The 18,878-nt window shown below is 35.0% G+C and carries 17 protein-coding genes; 3 read left to right on the top strand and 14 right to left on the bottom strand.

Translation table 11 applies throughout. From position 1 onward, the window contains the following. Positions 1–176 precede the first annotated feature (176 nt). The gene (locus tag EVI01_RS10615) at positions 177–719 is read right to left on the bottom strand and encodes a hypothetical protein (protein ID WP_010750506.1); all 543 of its coding nucleotides are present in this window, start codon (positions 717–719) and stop codon (positions 177–179) included. A gap of 441 nt (positions 720–1,160) precedes the next feature. Between EVI01_RS10615 and EVI01_RS10610 the strand changes: the two genes are divergently transcribed. Then, complete coding sequence (locus EVI01_RS10610; protein WP_010750505.1) at positions 1,161–2,624, top strand: helix-turn-helix domain-containing protein; 1,464 nt, start codon at positions 1,161–1,163, stop codon at positions 2,622–2,624. Positions 2,625–2,752: 128 nt separating this feature from the next. Here EVI01_RS10610 and EVI01_RS10605 read toward each other — a convergent pair whose 3' ends face one another. From EVI01_RS10605 to EVI01_RS10575, 7 genes are all read right to left on the bottom strand, one after another. Then, complete coding sequence (locus EVI01_RS10605) at positions 2,753–3,460, bottom strand: zinc metallopeptidase (RefSeq protein ID WP_010750504.1); 708 nt, start codon at positions 3,458–3,460, stop codon at positions 2,753–2,755. A gap of 77 nt (positions 3,461–3,537) precedes the next feature. Continuing rightward, entirely contained in the window at positions 3,538–3,873 is a 336-nt protein-coding gene (locus tag EVI01_RS10600; protein WP_010750503.1) for a zinc ribbon domain-containing protein YjdM, read from the bottom strand. A 135-nt stretch (positions 3,874–4,008) separates the two neighbouring features. Then, on the bottom strand, positions 4,009–4,959 hold the full coding sequence (locus tag EVI01_RS10595; RefSeq protein ID WP_010750502.1) for a DHH family phosphoesterase: 951 nt from the start codon (positions 4,957–4,959) through the stop codon (positions 4,009–4,011). A 14-nt stretch (positions 4,960–4,973) separates the two neighbouring features. Next, entirely contained in the window at positions 4,974–6,305 is a 1,332-nt protein-coding gene (locus tag EVI01_RS10590) for a DRTGG domain-containing protein (protein WP_010750501.1), read from the bottom strand. Positions 6,306–6,314: 9 nt separating this feature from the next. Then, positions 6,315–6,995: a metal-dependent hydrolase gene (locus EVI01_RS10585; protein ID WP_010750500.1), complete on the bottom strand. Its 681-nt coding sequence runs from the start codon at positions 6,993–6,995 to the stop codon at positions 6,315–6,317. Between the two features lie 155 nt (positions 6,996–7,150). Further along, on the bottom strand, positions 7,151–7,627 hold the full coding sequence (locus tag EVI01_RS10580) for a YbaK/EbsC family protein (protein WP_010750499.1): 477 nt from the start codon (positions 7,625–7,627) through the stop codon (positions 7,151–7,153). A 149-nt stretch (positions 7,628–7,776) separates the two neighbouring features. After that, positions 7,777–9,456: a ribonuclease J gene (locus EVI01_RS10575; protein WP_010750498.1), complete on the bottom strand. Its 1,680-nt coding sequence runs from the start codon at positions 9,454–9,456 to the stop codon at positions 7,777–7,779. Between the two features lie 562 nt (positions 9,457–10,018). Between EVI01_RS10575 and EVI01_RS10570 the strand changes: the two genes are divergently transcribed. Continuing rightward, the gene (locus EVI01_RS10570; RefSeq protein ID WP_010750497.1) at positions 10,019–11,521 is read left to right on the top strand and encodes an ABC transporter permease; all 1,503 of its coding nucleotides are present in this window, start codon (positions 10,019–10,021) and stop codon (positions 11,519–11,521) included. 13 nt (positions 11,522–11,534) lie between these two features. Continuing rightward, positions 11,535–12,197 (top strand): ABC transporter ATP-binding protein, encoded by a 663-nt coding sequence (locus EVI01_RS10565; RefSeq protein WP_010750496.1) that lies wholly within the window; start codon positions 11,535–11,537, stop codon positions 12,195–12,197. 423 nt (positions 12,198–12,620) lie between these two features. On the opposite strand, the gene EVI01_RS10560 is transcribed toward EVI01_RS10565, so the two are convergent. From EVI01_RS10560 to EVI01_RS10535, 6 genes are all read right to left on the bottom strand, one after another. Continuing rightward, positions 12,621–12,845 (bottom strand): CsbD family protein, encoded by a 225-nt coding sequence (locus EVI01_RS10560; protein WP_010750495.1) that lies wholly within the window; start codon positions 12,843–12,845, stop codon positions 12,621–12,623. 79 nt (positions 12,846–12,924) lie between these two features. Further along, a complete protein-coding gene (gene iadA, locus EVI01_RS10555; protein WP_010750494.1) occupies positions 12,925–14,109 on the bottom strand; it encodes a beta-aspartyl-peptidase in 1,185 nt (394 codons plus the stop codon). A 71-nt stretch (positions 14,110–14,180) separates the two neighbouring features. Next, positions 14,181–15,920: a putative basic amino acid antiporter YfcC gene (yfcC, locus tag EVI01_RS10550; RefSeq protein ID WP_010750493.1), complete on the bottom strand. Its 1,740-nt coding sequence runs from the start codon at positions 15,918–15,920 to the stop codon at positions 14,181–14,183. Between the two features lie 616 nt (positions 15,921–16,536). After that, positions 16,537–17,151: an SIS domain-containing protein gene (locus EVI01_RS10545; protein WP_010750492.1), complete on the bottom strand. Its 615-nt coding sequence runs from the start codon at positions 17,149–17,151 to the stop codon at positions 16,537–16,539. 783 nt (positions 17,152–17,934) lie between these two features. Further along, complete coding sequence (locus EVI01_RS10540; RefSeq protein WP_010750491.1) at positions 17,935–18,285, bottom strand: hypothetical protein; 351 nt, start codon at positions 18,283–18,285, stop codon at positions 17,935–17,937. Positions 18,286–18,465: 180 nt separating this feature from the next. After that, on the bottom strand, positions 18,466–18,878 hold a 413-nt coding region (locus tag EVI01_RS10535; protein ID WP_261766395.1), incomplete at its 5' end, for a sugar phosphate nucleotidyltransferase.

The raw sequence follows: 18,878 nt of genomic DNA, 5'->3' as shown, positions 1-18,878 counted from the left end.
AAGAGCTTTCTCATCGTTGTTATACTCATATTTTTTAAGGTTTAGCTTAAATAAAATATTTTTTCGCCCTAGATGATTTTACCTCTCTCACCGTCTGTTCATATGGTTATTTACCTCATTGATTTCTTTTCATGACTGAAATCTTGAGTTTTTTAGGGAAAATCGCCACCTATTACCTAATTAGGTGAATATTGAATATTCGTTAATACTTCAGGCAAGTCGCCTTCTAACTCTGATAATCGATTCCAAATTAATGCCATTGTTTCAAAAAACTCATAAGAAGAACGGTCGGAATTTAAGCTTCCTAAAGCGTTAAGCCACAATAATTCTAGTAAATAAGGTTCTTCTATACCCGTATGTTCTTTGACATATTCAGAAAATTTCCGCTTAAATAAAGTGGCCATATCTAATTCGGACTTAATGACGACACCCTTAATACTTTCATGAATTGAAAAAAATTCTTTTAATAGATGAACAATGCTAAAGAAATCATCAATCACATACTCTGTTAAATACCGATCAAAACAGGTTGTAATTTCTTCAAGAATTTTTTCTTTTAATACACGTATAGACTTGAAATGTGCATAAATCGGGTAGGTTGAACATCCGCAAAAAGAAGCTAAACTTCTTGCTGTTATTTTAGATAAACCATTTTCTTCAGCGTATACCATACTTTTAAAAAGCAAATATTCTTTGCTAAAACTTGTTACTCTACTCATATTACCATTCTCCCTTTCTAACTTTTGATTATTTTCGTCCACTCAATCACTGCTTTCATTTGTTCTTATGTTTAACCGAACTTCTATAAATAAAAAAGGCTACAAAAAATAACAAACAAAAATAAAAATAACTTAATTTCATTGCAATCCAAAACAAAATCTTTTCATACTAACCATTTCCTCTAACCATTGAAATAAAACATAACAAAAACGTATTAATAAAAAGGTTTTTATTATTTTTTCTTTTTATTTCATTTTTATTCCTTGACAAAACAAGCAAAGGAATAAACAATAGAATAAATAATTGTTATCTGTTTTTTAAATAACAAATTATACTATAAAATATTACTACTATGTGAGAATAGCATACATTAAGCACTCTTTCCACTCACAATTTATGTATCGCCTTATACAAAAAATCAACAAAAAGGAGCTGGTTATGTGTTAATCGATGCCAAAAAAAAAGAATTGCTTGTGCTTTATACCATTGTTCAATCCAAGGAATGTTCTTTACAGGAATTATCTCAAATATTATCGATCCCAAAAAGAACGATCAAAGAGATTATTCGCAAATTAAATGGTACGATTTTACAACAATTAGAAATTCAAAGGTTCATTCATTCCACTACTAAAGGTGAAATCAAAGTGGATGATTGTCACCAAGATGAAAAAATGGCTGTTTTCTATTACATTAAACTACTTTTTTTACGAGAGTCGAATCGCTTCAATTTTCTAATGGTGCTGTTTGATTCACCCAATCATTCTGTTTCAAAAAAATTGCTATTAGAAAAATTGTATATCTCTCCTTCTTACTTGGAAAAATTAACGAACCAATTAAATCAATCTCTTGAAAAATTTCACTTAAAAATTATTTCTCGGCAAAATTGTTACATACTAAAAGGCAATGAATTATCCCTTAGAATATACATATACTACTTTTTTTCTGATGCGTTTCAAGGAATTGATTGGCCTTTAACTAGCATGAAATTTTCTCAAGCGAAAAAATCTCAGCTATCCAATGAACTACTAATCCCTAAAAGGGCAATGAAGCTACAAGAACAAGTTTATTTATTAGTGGCTATTTTTTTGATGCGTTCCTCCCATCATCCTTTAGAGGATAACCAATCAAACGTCATCTATGAGATAATGAGAATTTTAAAACAAACCAAAGATTTCACTGGCGAACTGAAAAAACAGTTACCGAGCTATTTACCCGAGAATTTCGTACATAATGAAGTCCTTTTTTTTAATTTCTTACTCTGCTATTTTTTCCCAAATCTTATTTCCGAACAACAAAAAACTTTGTTTGGTTATGAATTTTCTAAAAGCAATCATTCTCTTTGCCGACAAGTTTCTTTACTAGTAAAAAAATTAACCAAATACTTCCCTACAATTACAGCAGTAGAAAAAAAATACTATTATCACTATTTAATTATGATGTTAACAGCGTTTATCCTTTTATTTGAAGAGAAAATCGACTATTTTTATACCCTTTATTTTCCAAATATGAGTTTAAAAAATAAGGAACCGGATAGTCAATTGGAAAACATACAAAACTTGATTGCTAGCATATTTTCTACCCATCCCAAGAAAGAATTATTTATCAAGCATCTTAGTCAATTGATCGATACTCTTTTAAAGTCAGAAGAAAATAAAAAGCTAACGATCCATTTACAAATCCATCAAACAATCGTTGGTAACTATCACATAAGAAATCGTTTAAAAAGAATCTTTAATGATCAGTTTTTGCAACTCACCGAAAATCCCGAAGAAGCGGACTTGATCATTACTGATAGCTTTGATTCACAACATCAAACAGTAGAAGTCTTTTACTTTGATGAAAACCGTGAAGATGACCTTTGGAACAGTTTATTGCAATTCATTCAGAAACTGCACCAAAGTTAATATTTTTATCATCTATCAACATAAGAAACCTTTTATATTACATAATTTTCTAAACTTCATAAAAAAAGACAAACCTCATTTTACACAAGGTTTGTCTACACATCTGAAAGATGTGAGGTATCTGCTTATTAATCTCTACGATTGCCACCAAATAACAGGATCAAACGAAGCAATTGTAAAAAAGTAGCTAATGCTGCTGCCACATATGTTAATGCAGCCGCAAATAGTACGTGTCTAGCCATTGGAACTTCCTCTGCTGTCAGAAGACCACCTTCGCTTAAAATACGAATGGCTCTTCTTGAAGCATTAAATTCAACTGGCAAAGTAACTAATTGAAACAATAATGCAAGTGAGAAAGCAAAAATCCCAATATTAATCAAGGTGTCGTTCCAACTTAATAAAACGCCAATCATAATTAGAGGAAATGAGATCATTGAGCCAAAGTTCGCTACCGGTACTAACGCTGCACGAATCTTTAAAGGAACATAATGGACGGCATCTTGAACCGCATGCCCACATTCATGGGCTGCAACCCCAATTGCGGCGACTGAAGTTGATTGGGCAGTCGCTTGCGATAAGCTCAACATCTTATTTCCTGAGTTATAATTGTCCGTCAAATCTCCTGCTATTTGCTGCACGCCAACATTGTTGATTTGCTGGCTCTGCAAAATATACTGAGCTGCTTGTGTACCAGTTACGTTATTTTTACTTCTAATTTTATCGTATTTACGAAAAGTGCTGTTTACGTATGCAGAGGCAGCACCTGAAATAACTAACCCGATGATAACTAATAGAAATGTAGGATCAAAAAAACTATACATACCATGTCCATACATTACGATTTCACTCCCTTTTGTTTGACCTTATTTTACCATACCCAACTTGAAAAGAATGTGAAAATACTTTGAGCATTTTATATCTTTTTTACAAATTCTGATTTTAATTTCATTGGACCAAATCCGTCGACTTTACAGTCAATGTTATGGTCCCCTTCAACCAAACGAATGTTTTTCACTTTTGTTCCTTGTTTAATAGCGCCAGTTGCACCTTTGACTTTGAGATCTTTAATTACTGTTACACTATCACCTTCTGTTAAACGATTGCCATTGGCATCAAGAACAACCATGCCTTGTTCTTGTTCTACATTTTCTTCACCTGTCCATTCATTGGCACATTCTGGACAAATAAATAAACCTCGATCTTCATACGTATATTCAGAGCCGCATTGTGGGCAATTTGGTAATGTCATCTTCTTTCTCCTTTAAAATTAGCATTAAGCAACATTGTAACGGATAATTTCTCTTTTGAAAAGTAACTAATGTAATTTTTATCCTCGCTTTTTAAAAAGTTTAATGTTGTTTGTTCTCTTTATTTATAGCAATAACTATTTTTTATAGGAACGACAAGCTTCCTTGATCTCGTCATAAATTTGTGCTACTTCATTCAAGTCTTTAGCACTTGCACCGCTTGCTAAAGGATGCCCTCCACCATGATGTTTTTTTGCGAGTTCATTAATGATTGGACCTTTAGAACGTAAACGAACACGGTAATAGCCTTCAGGTTGTTGTACAAAGATTGCCCACGCTAGTACTTCATCAATGACACCTGGTAAAGATACAATTGATGCTGTTTCAGAATCATTGATCCCATATTCCGTCAATAACTCGTGTGTTAAAATCACTTTTCCCGCACCATTTTTATCAACTTGAATATGTTGATATAAGTAGCCGGAAAGTTTGGCTACTTTCATGGGCATTTGCTCAATCTCTCGGTTAAGCGCACTAGCATCAAAAGGATAGCTCATTAATATAGCAGCAATCTCAAGCGTTCTAGGTGTTGTAGCGGGATATAAGAACCGTCCTGTATCGCCTACGATTCCAGCATAAAGTAGACGTGCTGCCCTAGCATTGATGCTTACTTCATCGGGAAACATCAATGCCCATTCCGCAATCATCTCACTACAACTGCTTGCTTTTGTATTGACCCAAACCAGATCGCCGTATGGTTCATCGTTTGGATGATGGTCAATCTTTATCAATTTTTCTCCCAGTTTAAACCGTTCATCGCTGATTCTAGGCGAATTGGCTGTATCGGTAACAATAACTAATGCTCCTTCATATAGCTGTGTATCAATTGTTTCCATTTCTGCTAAAAAACGCAGTCCTTCGACAGTTTCACCTACTTGATAGATTTCTTTTTGTGGGAAAGTTTCTCTTAATATTTCGGCTAAGCCAACTTGCGAACCTAAAGCATCTGGATCAGGGCGTTGATGCCGATGAATAATAATCCGATCGTATTTCTTTATTTCTTTTAAGATTTCAAATTGTACAGTCATTTTTTTCCTGCTTTCTAAGAACGTTCCATTACTTGGCAAACCACAATTGCCTTTGAAACGATTGTATTTTCGATGTAAACTTCAATATCTAATTTTGCTGATCTTCGTCCAATTTCTAACACTCTTGGTCGAATATCTAATTCACTTTCAAGTTGGATCAAACGTAGATAATGAAGACTCATCTGTTCAATCATTATATTTCTACGTTGGTTTAACACCATTGTTTTTTGCGCAACATCAGAAAGGATTTCACTTAATACACCAAATGATATAGTTCCCACACCGTTCACCATTTGAGGCGTAACAACAAATCTAAATTTGGGATTTTCCAAAAGGTTCCCTTCTCGATCACTGTCAATTGTTTGAATACCGCCAGAAATTTGATCAGAAATGGTATCCGCAATTTGTGGTTGACGTTGGACAAGTTGCATAGCCTTCATCACATCTTGTCTCGTGATTAATCCTTCTAGCGTTAAATCATCTGACACGACTGGCATCACTTCTAACCCATCCCAAATCATCTGATGGCTAACAGAAGCGACACTCATCGTTTTTTTCACACTGATTGGCTCTTTGGTCATTACTCGATCAATCATTTGAGTAGATGACTTACCTAAGATATCTTTGGCTGTCACGATGCCCATTAAACGCATGTGCCGATTCACTACAGGAAAGCGTGTATGATGAGTTTCTTCGGATAACTTTTGATAATCGGCAACGGTATCTGTTTGCAACAGATAATGGGTCTTTTCTGCTGACATATAGATATCACTAACAAGCATAATGTCTTTTTTAATCAGTTGATCACTTAAAGCTCGATTGATCATAGTCGCCACTGTAAAGGTATCGTAGGTGGTTCGAAGAATAGGCATGGCCAATTCATCTGCTAAACGAGCAATCTCAGGAGTAGTATCAAAACCACCAGTAATTAAAACAGCAGCTCCATCTTCTAAAGCTAATTTTTGAACTTCCGCTCGATTACCGACGATCATCAGTGAACCAGGTGTAATGTATCGTTCCATTGCATGCTTGGTCATCGCACCAATCACAAATTTGTTTAATACTTTGTCTAAACCCGTTGCACCGCCCAGTACATCACCTTCGATAATTCTTACCACTTCACCAAAGGTCAAACGTTCAATGTGTTTTTTTAACTTACGTTCAATACGAATCGTCCCTACTCGTTGGATGGTAGAGACTAGCCCAATATTTTCTGCATCTTTGATAGCTCGATAAGCTGTTCCTTCACTTACATTTAATTCCTTGGCAATGCTTCGGACAGAAATTCGATTGCCGACTGGTAAACTTTCAATATATTCTAAAATCAAGTCATGTTTCGTAGCCATATCTTTTCCCTACATTTCTAGCGTTTCTGAAACGCTCATTATTTTTCCTTCACATGTATCCAATCGCTCAATGAACACTTGAGGATCTTGTTGAATCACAGGAAATGTATTGTAATGAATAGGCACGACTAATTTCGCAGCGATACATTTTGCTGCTCTTGCCGCATCTTCTGGCCCCATTGTATAATTATCGCCAATTGGTAAAAAGGCCACATCAATTGAAAAGTGTTCTGCAAGTAAAGCTAAATCACTAAAATCAGCGGTATCACCTGCATGATAGATCGTTTTTCCTTCTGCTTGAATTACAATGCCACTAGGTTCCCCCATATAGCGAAGATTCCCGTCTATTTCGCAACTAGAACTATGTTGAGCATGAACAAATTTTACTAATCCAAATGGAAATTCATATTTTCCTCCTATATTCATCCCATGACCTTTCAGTCCTAAACTTTTTGCATAATCTGTAATTTCTACAATACTTATGATTGTTGCATCGGTCTTCCTTGCAAGAGAAACCATATCTCCGATGTGATCACTATGACCGTGAGTGACCAGTATCCAATCAACTGCCAATTCATCTACTGTCAAATCTGTCACTGGATTACCAGTGATAAAGGGATCAATGATTAACCGTTGCCCATCTTTCATTTCTATTGAAAGACATGAATGTCCATGATAAGTAATTTTCACTTTTTTCACTCCTTTTACTTTCTAAAACTAACGAAATAAACCGATTTCATTTCAAGAAAATAGTTGAAATAATAGTACAGTACATACGAAATTATTGTAACAGATAACACAGTTTGCACCAAGCCCCAAATCTGTTGAAAATGTTCCTTGCTTCGTTAGTTTATCAACTCAGCATAGGAAAAAGGAACAAGTTTTTCAAAGTCTTTTCTGGAAATAGCAATACTCCTACCTATTTCACCGCTCGATAAAATCAGAATTTCTTTTTCTTTGAAAGAATGATCTACTAAAAACAGATAGTCTGGATGTTTGCGATAAATACCAATGGGCGTATTTGCACCATGGGGATAACCAGTGTGCGCAATCACGAAATCTATTGCTGGAAATCCTACTTTACGATCACCTGAAATTTTCTTAGTTTTTTTATAATTCAAATGGGATGGCCAAGGGATAACTGCAATAATAACTCCCGTTTTATCACCTTTCAAAACCAATGTTTTACCGATGTTTTCTGGATCAATTTGCCTTTTTTTTAATTCTTCTTGAAAAGAAGTCGGATCTGTTTTTCTAAAATTAAATACTTCATAAGAAATCTTTTCTTGATCTAAATATTCTTCTATACTTGTTTTCGTCATTTCTTCCACGCTACTTTCTTACTTTTCTCTTTCTATTTTACAAAAAACAATGAAAAATAGAGTGGATAAAGTTTTAGGTGAAAAATAATGAAAAAAATGGGATGAAAATATTTATTGAAATAAATATTTTCATCCCACGATAGATTTTGCTATTTTTTCCCTCTGCGTTGTGTCGCTTCCATAATCACTGGTAAAATGACTGGGCGACGTTTTGTTTGTTCAAACAAGTAGCGTCCGACTTGGTCTCTGATATCTTGTTTCAGTTTACTCCATTCAAAATCATTGCTTTCTAAATGCTTTTCAACAATCTCTTCGATCATCGTACTACTTTCTTTCATCAAATCACGACTTGCTTTGACATAAACAAATCCTCGAGAAGTAATTTGCGGTTTTGATACAATTTTCTTTTCACGACGGCTAATGGTAACTACTGCTACAAAGATGCCATCTTCTGACAATATTTTACGATCACGTAAAACGATATTTCCAATGTCACCGATACCTAATCCATCGATCATCACGTTTTCAGCACTAATTGTTCCAGCAACGCTCATCCGTTTATTTTTATATTCTAGTACATCGCCACGACCTGTAATATAAATATTTTTATAAGGAATGCCGACAGCGTGAGCGAGATCTGCATGAGCAGCTAACTCACGATATTCCCCTTGTACCGGAATAAAATAGGTTGGTTTCATAAAATTAAGCATCAACTGCAGATCGTTAGGGTTTGCATGTCCAGAGACACGCAGATTTTCTGAAATCAATTTTACTGTGCCACCTGCACGATAAATGATATCCTCTGTTTTAGCGACTACGGTCTCCATTGCGATACTAGGCGTAGTGGTAATGTAAACTAAGTCGCCTTCTTCAATTTTAATATTACGGTGGGTTTTATTTGCCATTTTTTGTAAAGACTTGATTGGTTCACCCATACGCCCTGTTTCTAAGATAATGATTTCTTCTGGTTTATATTTTTTCATATCTTTCAAAGTCACCAGTAAATCTTCACTAGGAAGTTGTAGTTTTTCTAAACGCATGGCTGTACGAATGATTCTTTCAAAATCTTGGCCTGTCAATACCACTTTTCTTTGGGCTTTTTCAGCAGCGTTAAGGACTTGTTGGACACGTTGAAGATTACTTGCCACACAAGCAACAATGATTCTTCCTTCCCAATATTTAATAGTATCAAATACTTCATCTGCAATTTGTAGCTCAGAGGCTACAGGAACAGGGTTTTCAGCATTTGCTGATTCGCTAAGGAGAGCTAATACACCTTCCTTACCGATTTCTGCTAAACGTGCATAGTCTGTCTGATACATTGGAATAGCCGTCTGATCAAATTTAAAATCACCGGTATAAACAATATTTCCTTCTTTTGTTTTTAGATTGATTCCTACAGAATCAGGAATTGTATGCGTTGTTCGGAAAAAACTAACGACTGTTTCCCCAAAATCAATTTCCGTGTGCTCATCTACCACATGAAAATCCTTGAACCCTTTTGTTGCATCATTGCGATTAACGCTTAATTTAGCCAGTTCGATCGTTAACTCTGTGCCAAATACAGGTACCGACAACTTTGATAACAAGTAAGGCAATGCACCAATTGCATCTGCGTGTCCATGTGTCAAAAAGACGCCTGCTACACGATCAACATTTTCTTCCAGATACGTAAAATCAGGTATGACTACATCAATTCCTAGCAATTCATTTTCAGGATATTTTAGACCACAGTCTAAAACAAAGATATCTTCTCCCACTTCCGCAATGTACATGTTTTTTCCATTTTCACGCACACCGCTTAATGGAATAATTTTAATGGTACTCACAAATTTCACCTCTTCTTATGATGTCTAAGTTTAAAAACATCGATTCTCTTCTTTAACTAAATACATGATTTATGCTCATGAAAACTCACAAATTTTTAGTTTCTCTCTTCCAACTAGTTAAGCAAAAAAAGCAACTTGTCAGCAGTCTTGTTTATCTTCTGACATTTTTGAACAGGTTTCATTGAATAAATAAATCATTTATTTTTAATATACTAAAGTCGAAGTCATTGGTATCGACTATTCCCCATCATTATACAACAAATTAGATAAATCGCTAGCATCGACCATCCTCACTACCATGCGGACGACATTCTTTTTTAAGGAGTTAGTCTCAAACACGTTTCCTCCTCATATCGTCAGCCAAAGTCAATGCAATATTAACTAACTTTTTTCCGTTCGTCTGTTATAAACATACTTTTTTTATTCTAACATATTTTTCAAAAGAACTATAGTAAGATTTTCTAGATTCTCAAATGAATGAAGAGGCAGATGTTTATTTTAAGGTCTGTTTAAGTTATTTTACTTACACTTCTTTTTGTAACTATTAGGAGGGATACATAAGATGAATTTTATAAAACGTGCACTAAAAAGTACAAAAGTTAAATGGGGACGCTCGCTACTACTGTTCGCTGTATTTGCCGCAATACTTGTTTTTGTCCTTGCTGGTTTAACGATTCGTAGTGCGGCGGAGCAAGCAGCAAAACAGGCACAAAAAGACGTTGGCGCAACGGTTACCTTAAGCGCCAATCGAGAAGCTTCATTTAAAAAACAAGAAGAAACCACTTCTAGTGATTCTTCTTCCAATAGTCGGCCTGATCCTGGAAGCTTCACACTAACTCCAGTGTCATTGAACGATGCTGAAAAAATTGCCAAACTAGAAAATGTAAAAAGCTATTCTTTTGAAAGTTCTGCATCTGCATTAGCTAGTAGCGGGATTACTGCAATTTCAAGTTCTGATTCTTCAAATACAGAAGAGTCAACGTCTACCACTGACAATAGTCCTAATGAAGGAAGAGGAATGGGTGGTGGCCCTTCTCAAATGATGCAGGCTGATTTTCAAGTCAGTGGTGTCTCTTCTACGGCACAAAACAGCAACTTTTCTAACGGTACTGCTAAAATTACTAAAGGAGAAGGCATTGATGCAAGTGATAAAGGAACAAATCATGCTGTCATTGACTCAACCCTAGCCGAAGCGAATGATTTATCTGTTGGCGACACTTTTAAACTCACAAGTTCAAAAGATGAGGATACTGTTTATGAATTGACGATCAAAGGAATTTATGAATCAAGTGCCACGACTAACAGTGTAGGAATGAATTTCAGTTTTATGAATCCAGCAAACACTCTTTATACTTCCTATACTTTTGCTAATGAACTAAATGGTACTTCAGATGACAACACGGTCGATTCTGCTGTTTATACTTTATCTGACCCTAATAAAATGGATGATTTTATTTCAGCAGCACAAAAATTAATTGATACCGATACTTTTAGTCTCCAATCAAATGATTCGATGTATCAATCAATGCTTGAACCTTTGAATAATGTTGCTAGCTTTTCCAAAAATGTCGTTTTACTAGTGGCAGTTGCTGGGATCATCATTTTAACATTGATCATCATGATTACAATTCGTGAACGTCGTTATGAATTAGGTGTTTTACTTTCTCTTGGTGAATCCAGAAGTAAAATTATCTTACAACTATTTACCGAAGTCGCTATATGTATGATTCTTGCCTTAGGAATTGCTTCCTTAAGTGGAAATGTTGTAGCAAATGCTGTTGGTCAACAATTACTCGACCAACAAACCGAAACAACCACACAAAACCAAAATCAAACATCTCCTGGTGGTCAACCTAATGGGAACGGACAACCACCAAGTGGACAAAGAGGCGGCAATAACAATCCCTTTGAAGTATCCACTCAAGTTAGTGAACTCGAAATAAATGTAAAGCCTGCTCAATTGGGATTATTAGCGGGAGTGGCTTTTGGAATTAGTTTGTTATCTGTCTTTTTAGCTTCCATTGGCATCTTAAGATTAAATCCGAGAAAAATTTTATTAAATTAAAAGGAGGAATTTGATGTTACGAACAGAAAACTTAGGCTTTTGGTATCAAAATCCAGAAGACGCTTTATATAAAGAAGTAAATTTAACTTTTGAAACAGGAAAAATGTATGCCATTTTAGGGGCAAGCGGTTCTGGGAAAACAACTTTTCTCTCTTTAATTTCAGGATTAGATCATCCAAAAGAAGGAAAAGTTTACTACGAAGAAAAACAATTGTCTAAAATCGGATTACGCAATTATCGAAAAAATGATGTATCCATTATTTTCCAAGCCTATAATTTGCTCCCTTATCTTTCAGCAGTTGATAATGTGCTTACTGCTATGGAAATTTCTAAAACAGGGCATAAAAATAACCGACAAATCGCTCTGGATAGCTTAGCAAGAGTTGGAATTGATGAAACATTAGCAAAAAAACAAGTAACTAAATTATCAGGCGGGCAACAGCAACGTGTCGCTATCGTACGAGCTATTTGCTGTAACCATCAATTGATAGTAGCAGATGAACCTACCGGAAATCTTGACGAAAATACTTCGCAAGAAATCGTCCAACTTTTTCAAGAAATCGCTCACGAACAAAATCGCTGTATCATTATCGTTACCCATGAACAGGAAGTAGCCAAAAAATGTGATGAAGTGTTTGAGTTAAAAAATAAACGCTTTGAAACAATAAGCTTATAATTTTCTCCCACGATTTTTAGTTATTTAGCAAAAAAAAAACGAGAATATATCGCTAACAAAATTGTTTCAGTCGCTCTTTTGTTGGCGATTTTCGTTCCTATTATTGCTTCCTTTTCCTTATGAAAGATATTTTTTACAACTCTACTTGTTCAAATTCAAGAAGAAGCTTTATTTTTATGTTAAGTTAAGCGAAGCCTTCTTTCTGATATTGAACTAACTACAAAAAATGACTGTAGATAAAAGAAAAACTTCCATCTACAGTCATTTTATTGTGATGAAATGCTTAGAAAGCCATCTCACTTAAATCTAACAATAAGCCATTGATCAAAGCAGAAAAAATGAAGGTTCAAAAATCAACAAAACATTTTTGCTTCGTACTTTCATCTACTTCTCTTATACTTACTTTTCTACGAACTAACTTCTTTATTTCTTATCGTCTTTCTTAGAGAACTTTTCCTTGACATCTTCAAAGCCTTCTTTGATATCATCGCCTAAATTACGCGCTTTTTCTTTGATATCCGCACCAAGTGATTGTGCTTTTCCTTCGGCTTCTTTACTTTTATCGTTTGTTGCTTTACCGTAAGCTTCTTTTCCTTCACCAACTACTTTGTCTTTTGCGTCTTCTGAGCGTCCTTTTAAATCTGCCATCTTAATTCCTCCCTTAATTTTTCATGTCTAACTATTATCAGGGTATCATCATCTGTACAAACAGACAAACAGTATGCTCTTAGATTGTCTTTTCAAACGTTCCCCAAACTTTTACTTCTTTATTTTCAATCATTACTTGACCTTTTGCGATCACTGTTTCAATTTCTAAAGTCTCTTTATTCAGAAGACATAAATCTGCATCATTTCCGACCTTTATCTTTCCTTTTTGTTTAAGTTTTAATATACGAGCAGGATTAGCTGTGATCGCACGAAGGGCTATCTCAAGAGGAATATTTTCTTTTTGAACCGCTTCTTTTATCCCAACGAGTAAGGATTTTGCGCTTCCGACGCCCATACCAATAAAATGGTTGTTTTCATCAAAATAAGGTAAACTCCCTTGTCCATCTGACGTCATTGTAAAATGATCAAGGGAAACACCAGCTGCGATCAACTGTTTCAATGCCTGACTAAAACGAACTTCACCATCCGTTCTTTCCCAAAAATCAGGATCTTCACTGGCAGTAAAATCAATCGTGCCACCTTTTTTGGCAAACTCAATAGACGCATCTAATAATTCTTGGGTTCGATTGGCATGAGTAGGTAAAAATTGAGTGATTGGAATCTCTGTTTCTTCCACCACGCGTGTCAATAGTTCTAGCTTGCGTTTGCCTCCTCCCAAGTGGACATTGACAATTCCAGCTTTACCTGATAGCATTCCTCCCACACGAGCATCGGCACTCGCACGAGCAAATTCTTCAAAAGTCGGTTGTGAAGAGCGATGATCGGAAACAGCAATCTCTCCAATGCCAATAATTTTATCAATCGTTAAAAAGTCTTTGATGATTGAATCAGTCACTGTTTTGACAGGCAAACGATAAGAACCTTCATAAACATAAGTAGAAATTCCTTCTGTTTCTAAGCCTTTCGCTTTACTAATAAGGGCGGTCATATCTCTTCCTTCCCCATCGGTTCCTAGACATCCAACCACTGTCGTCACCCCTGCGGATGTCAATTGACTTAAAGTTACTTCTGGTGTTCGATTATGATAACCTCCCTCACCCCCACCTCCTAATAGGTGAAAGTGACAATCGATAAAGCCAGGAGTCAGCAGTTTTCCCTCTCCAGAAATCTCTTCTACTTCCAACTCGCTATACCCACCAGTGATGGCTTCTTCCATTGCAATGATCTTGTTTCCTGCAATTAAAACATCTAATTTCCCTAAATAATCTGGTGCATATACTTCAATCTGGCGAATGATTTTCATGTTTATCTTCCTCCTTAAAAAAACAACTGCACCTATTAAAGGCCCAGCTGCTTTTCAATTTTTTGATTGGGTTATTGTAGCCCAATAGCTATCGCAATCATAATGAAAATTGTCCCTAGTACGAAAAAGAATCCTTGCATTTTTATTTGAAATTTTGCCCATTTCGCCCATTCAATTCTGGCAACACCTAATACGCCAATTAAACTAGCTGATACAGGTGTAAAGGCATCCATAAACCCTGCTCCTAATTGATAGGCTAAAACAGCAACTTGTCTTGAAACACCTACTAAATCAGCAAGAGGCGCCATAATCGGCATCGTCAATGCTGCTTGCCCTGAATTGGATGTAACCACTAAATTAAATAAACTTTGGAAGATGTACATTGCCCAAGCACCAAACGCAGCAGGAACACCAGTTAATGCAGTACCAATACCATGTAAAATAGTATTTAACGCTGAAGGCGTAGAAGCATCTGAACCACCTAATACTAATAAAATGCCCTTTGCCATACCAACTACAATAGCCGTTCCAGCTAAATCAGCTGCTCCTGATTGGAAAGAAGAGGCAATATCGTTTATTTTCATCCCATCAAGTTTAAAGACAACCGCAATAATCCCAGCTACTAATCCCATGACAAAAAATTGTGAAGCAATTTCCGGGATATAATACCCTTTTTGAGTAACGCCCCACACAATCCAAATCAGAACAATAAGCATTTCAATTAAGATTAACTTGTGTCCTAACATAAATGCTTTTTTTTCGTCGGTTGTTTTTTTCAAATGACTTCTAAAATACTCATCTGATTTGTACGTTAGAGAACTTTCGGGTTTTTTACGAATTTTTTCACCATAAAACATTAAATAGCCAGCCGATAAAGCAGTAATAACGACCCACATGATCAATCGAAATGTTGCGCCAGATAACACCGGAATACCTGCAATTCCTTGAGCTACTGCCACGCTGAATGGACTCATCCAGGAAGTCGCATTTCCAACTTGTGAAGCAACATAGGTGACCGTGACAGCCACAATCGAATCATAACCAAGGGCAATCACAAAGGGGACCATTACCATGGAAAAAGGAATCACTTCTTCTGCCATGCCAAATGTTGCGCCACCAAACGAAAAAGCAAAAAATAATAGCGGTAAAGCTAATCGCTCTAGCCCCTTTGTTTTACTAATAAATGCATAGATCCCTGCATCAATTGCGCCAGTACGCATAATAATTCCAAAAGCACCACCAACGACTAAAATTAAAGCTGCGATCCCTACTGCGGAACCATATTTATCACCTGAAACCAACCCTTCAAAGACAAAGTTCAAAAAGCCAAATCCGCCAAAATCATCCGTTCCCCAAACTTTTGCTGTTTTATGAAGTTTTTTTGAGGTGTCATAAATTTTTTCCCCATACGTATCGTAAAGAACATCGTCAGTTAAAGAAATTTCATCTAATTTTTTTTGTGTTAGTTTTTCTTCTCCGTCAGAAATAATTTCTTCTAACCCCTTTTCAGACACGTCTAATTTTTCTCTTTCTGCGGGGTTATTCTTTAGTTCTTCTAATTGATCAAATACATAAGGTTTATTCAATTCATACGCATAACGAAATGAGTCTTGACGTAAAACCGTACGTGTACTTGTTTCACCATTCGCATCTTTGTATTCAATATCTTGTGTGCTAAACTTTCCTGCTGGTACGATAAATGTCAGTATCCAGGCAAAAAGGACCACACCAAAAATAATGACATAGGTATGGGGTGTTGTCATTTTCGTGAGGTCTCGTTTCGATTTATCCGAAGAAATTTTTTTCTTCAAAAGTTTTTCTTCCTTTCTTTATTAAAATTTAATGAGTAAAAAATGATAATCATTTAAATTATACAGTATAAATTTATTTTTCACATCAAATTTCTATGTAAATATTTTTTTACTAATTCATAAAATGAATAAAAAGATTCAAAAAAACTTTACATCTCTTTATAAAGGATGTCATTTTATTATTAAATGACTATTCTTTTTTTGTTTAATATCAAAACAAACGCTTTCTATTTCTTTTTGCAACTAAATAAATCTTCTATTTTAAAAGAAAAAGAGCAGATTTTTGTTCATTTATTTTTAATAAAAGAACAAATAAAAAAACAACTAGGCCATTCATAATGTTTTTTCTTTAAGACTTTTTTCAATGAATGAACAATCTCCATTGCAATAATCATAACTAATGTACTATAATTGCAGTGTAAAGAGTTTTGGGGAAGACTCTTTCATCAACGTGTATTAAGAGACAAGAAAGAATTCAATTGAATTCTTTCTTGTCTCTTCTTTATCGTTTTTTTATATTAAAAAGTAAAGAAATCACGCATAAAATAAGGATGACTAGAAATTATTCTTGACTTATTCACTCACAATCATTTATTTACGATGATTCTTTTTAGATTTACTTGTTTTTACTTTGATGAAGCAGTTGTTCCACTGTAAAATAAAGAATTTGTTGTAGTAACAACATCGTAGCGATAGAAGAGCTACCACAGATAGACAATTCAACATCAGGCAAAAACAAAACAGCATCATTCATTTTTGCTTGATTATCTAAGACTAAATCTGCAAATTCAAACAACCTCAAACCACTACTATGTTGTGGTTTCATACTTCGGGATAAATCAAAACCTGTTACAATAATTAACAAATGCCCCTTTGCTTTGATCCATTGTGCTAATTCAACAATACTAGCCTCTCTTCCTTCATTTGAAAGAAGCAAAAAAATATCTTCACGTTCGACTGAGAGCTCCTTAATAATGGCTTGTCCAGTTCCTTCTAACTTCTCATATATACCATTGGCTGGTTTTTTAATTAATCCACTAGGAATAATTGTTGGTAATTGTTCTTGAAATTCAAAAGCTACCCCACTTAACTTGCGGCTTGCAAAAATTTGTAGTTTCCCTCCTAAAGAAATTTGATGAGCAATCAAAGACCCTGCCCGGAGCATCAATGGTTCTTCTATCCTTAATCTCTTTTCTAATTGATGATAATAATCAAAATAGCGCAAACTCATTTGTTTCTCCCACCTTCATTTTCACAATAAAAACAATCCTCTGTTCAAAGGTGGCAGCCCTTGTCTACATTGGTAACATAGTTAGTTTCTGAATACAAAAAAAGGTATTGAGCCTTCTACCCAATACCTTGACATAGCAAATAAACGAACACACAAATCCATAAAAATACCTAGCTAGAGGTAGAATTATTCCCAAAAATTAGGTACAATAAATAGGGTTGATGCGTTGCATTGACTATGGCAAATGATCGGTCAGGGTGTATACGTATGACTGGTCATTCTCTGATAGCTAGTTGCCGCTAACTATCAGAGAGCCTTTTTTTTATCCAGAGTTCTATCTTCACTCATTTTAAGTAATCTCACGACCAAGTGCAAGCGTGAAATAATAAAAAAAATTAGGACTGTTTTCTTTACATATAAATTATTCTTAGTATGTTTGAGTTATCTTCTTTTATTCTTTCAAATCAGGGGGATTTTTTTCGTAATAAATAAATTTATTTTTACTCTTCCTATTTATCAAAAGTAGTCTATGCTACATCCTACTTAATAAAGTTATTCTTTCTTCCTTTCTAGCTAGGATTCTTGATTTTCTTATTCTTACATTTTACATAAAAATAAAAAACAATCACTCACGGATCAAGTGTTCTAGATTTTTCGTGAATGATTGTTTTTTATAAAGGTAATTACTAAAAAGTACCCATTTTTTTAACTGAATCTACCAAGTAACACTTAGCTTGATTCTCTCTTAACTTTTTCTTTGCTAATGAAATTTAGCATGAGCTATTACACTCTTCTTTTCTTTTTGATCGAAGAGGCAGCGTGTTTTCCTTTTCTACTCGTAGGAAATTTTCCAAACAAATAAGGGATAAAAGCAAGTAAGTAAATGACGAAAAAGAAGAAAGCAATTGTAACTGCCTCCCACCATCCTAAAGCAAGTTCAAGTAGGATGCTCAAAATGGAAATGGTCGCCAAATACCAAATAAAAATTAACAGCTTTTCTTTTTTTCTTATCATTATAAATAGAACATATGCGCTAATTAGCACTACTGGAGTCAAAAACAACCAGTTATTTCCTTCCATCAGCCATTTCAATCCATCAAGAAGAGATTGACCAATTGTAATTAATTTTTCCATGTAACGCTACACACCTTTTCTTTATTATACGTAAAACGCACGTGTATTTTAACCATTTTATTCTACTACGAACTCTCAGCAATGATGGTTGATTTATCTGCCGAAAAAGAAGATTTTTAAAAAAAATTAAACAATACACTTAAATAAATGTGCACAGGTATAGACAAATCTATTAACTAATTAAGGTGACCATTCTTTACTAAGTTGAATCAGATAGTTTCTAAAAACATCACCAATCTCAGGATGGCACACTCCATATTCGATCATGGCTCTCATATAGCCAAATTTGTCACCAATATCGTAACGTTTTCCTTCAAATTTTCTGGCGTACACTTTTCGACTTTGATTTAAGCGATCAATGGCATCCGTCAACTGGATTTCATTCCCTGCTCCTGGTTTTTGCTCTGATAATACATCAAAGATTTCAGGAGTTAATAAATAACGTCCAATAATAGCTAAATTACTTGGGGCTTTACTTGGATCTGGTTTTTCAACAAAATTCTTCACATTAAACAAACCATCTTCTAATTCCTCACCAGGGTTGATGATGCCATATTTTGATGTGTCTTTTTGTGGAACTTCCATTACTGCAA

It is taken from the genome of Enterococcus villorum (assembly GCF_007990225.1).
GTDB lineage: Bacteria > Bacillota > Bacilli > Lactobacillales > Enterococcaceae > Enterococcus_B > Enterococcus_B villorum.
Note: the sequence above shows the minus strand (reverse complement) of the source record. Positions and strands in the feature narration are given on the sequence as shown.

Excerpts from the sequence above, each read along its gene's own strand:
- EVI01_RS10615 (WP_010750506.1), bottom strand. The coding sequence starts at position 719 with ATGAGTAGAGTAACAAGTTTTAGCAAAGAATATTTGCTTTTTAAAAGT.
- EVI01_RS10605 (WP_010750504.1), bottom strand. The coding sequence starts at position 3,460 with ATGTATGGACATGGTATGTATAGTTTTTTTGATCCTACATTTCTATTA.
- EVI01_RS10600 (WP_010750503.1), bottom strand. The coding sequence starts at position 3,873 with ATGACATTACCAAATTGCCCACAATGCGGCTCTGAATATACGTATGAA.
- EVI01_RS10595 (WP_010750502.1), bottom strand. The coding sequence starts at position 4,959 with ATGACTGTACAATTTGAAATCTTAAAAGAAATAAAGAAATACGATCGG.
- EVI01_RS10590 (WP_010750501.1), bottom strand. The coding sequence starts at position 6,305 with ATGGCTACGAAACATGACTTGATTTTAGAATATATTGAAAGTTTACCA.
- EVI01_RS10580 (WP_010750499.1), bottom strand. The coding sequence starts at position 7,627 with ATGACGAAAACAAGTATAGAAGAATATTTAGATCAAGAAAAGATTTCT.
- EVI01_RS10570 (WP_010750497.1), top strand. The coding sequence starts at position 10,019 with ATGAATTTTATAAAACGTGCACTAAAAAGTACAAAAGTTAAATGGGGA.
- EVI01_RS10565 (WP_010750496.1), top strand. The coding sequence starts at position 11,535 with ATGTTACGAACAGAAAACTTAGGCTTTTGGTATCAAAATCCAGAAGAC.
- EVI01_RS10560 (WP_010750495.1), bottom strand. The coding sequence starts at position 12,845 with ATGGCAGATTTAAAAGGACGCTCAGAAGACGCAAAAGACAAAGTAGTT.
- iadA (WP_010750494.1), bottom strand. The coding sequence starts at position 14,109 with ATGAAAATCATTCGCCAGATTGAAGTATATGCACCAGATTATTTAGGG.
- EVI01_RS10545 (WP_010750492.1), bottom strand. The coding sequence starts at position 17,151 with ATGAGTTTGCGCTATTTTGATTATTATCATCAATTAGAAAAGAGATTA.
- EVI01_RS10540 (WP_010750491.1), bottom strand. The coding sequence starts at position 18,285 with ATGGAAAAATTAATTACAATTGGTCAATCTCTTCTTGATGGATTGAAA.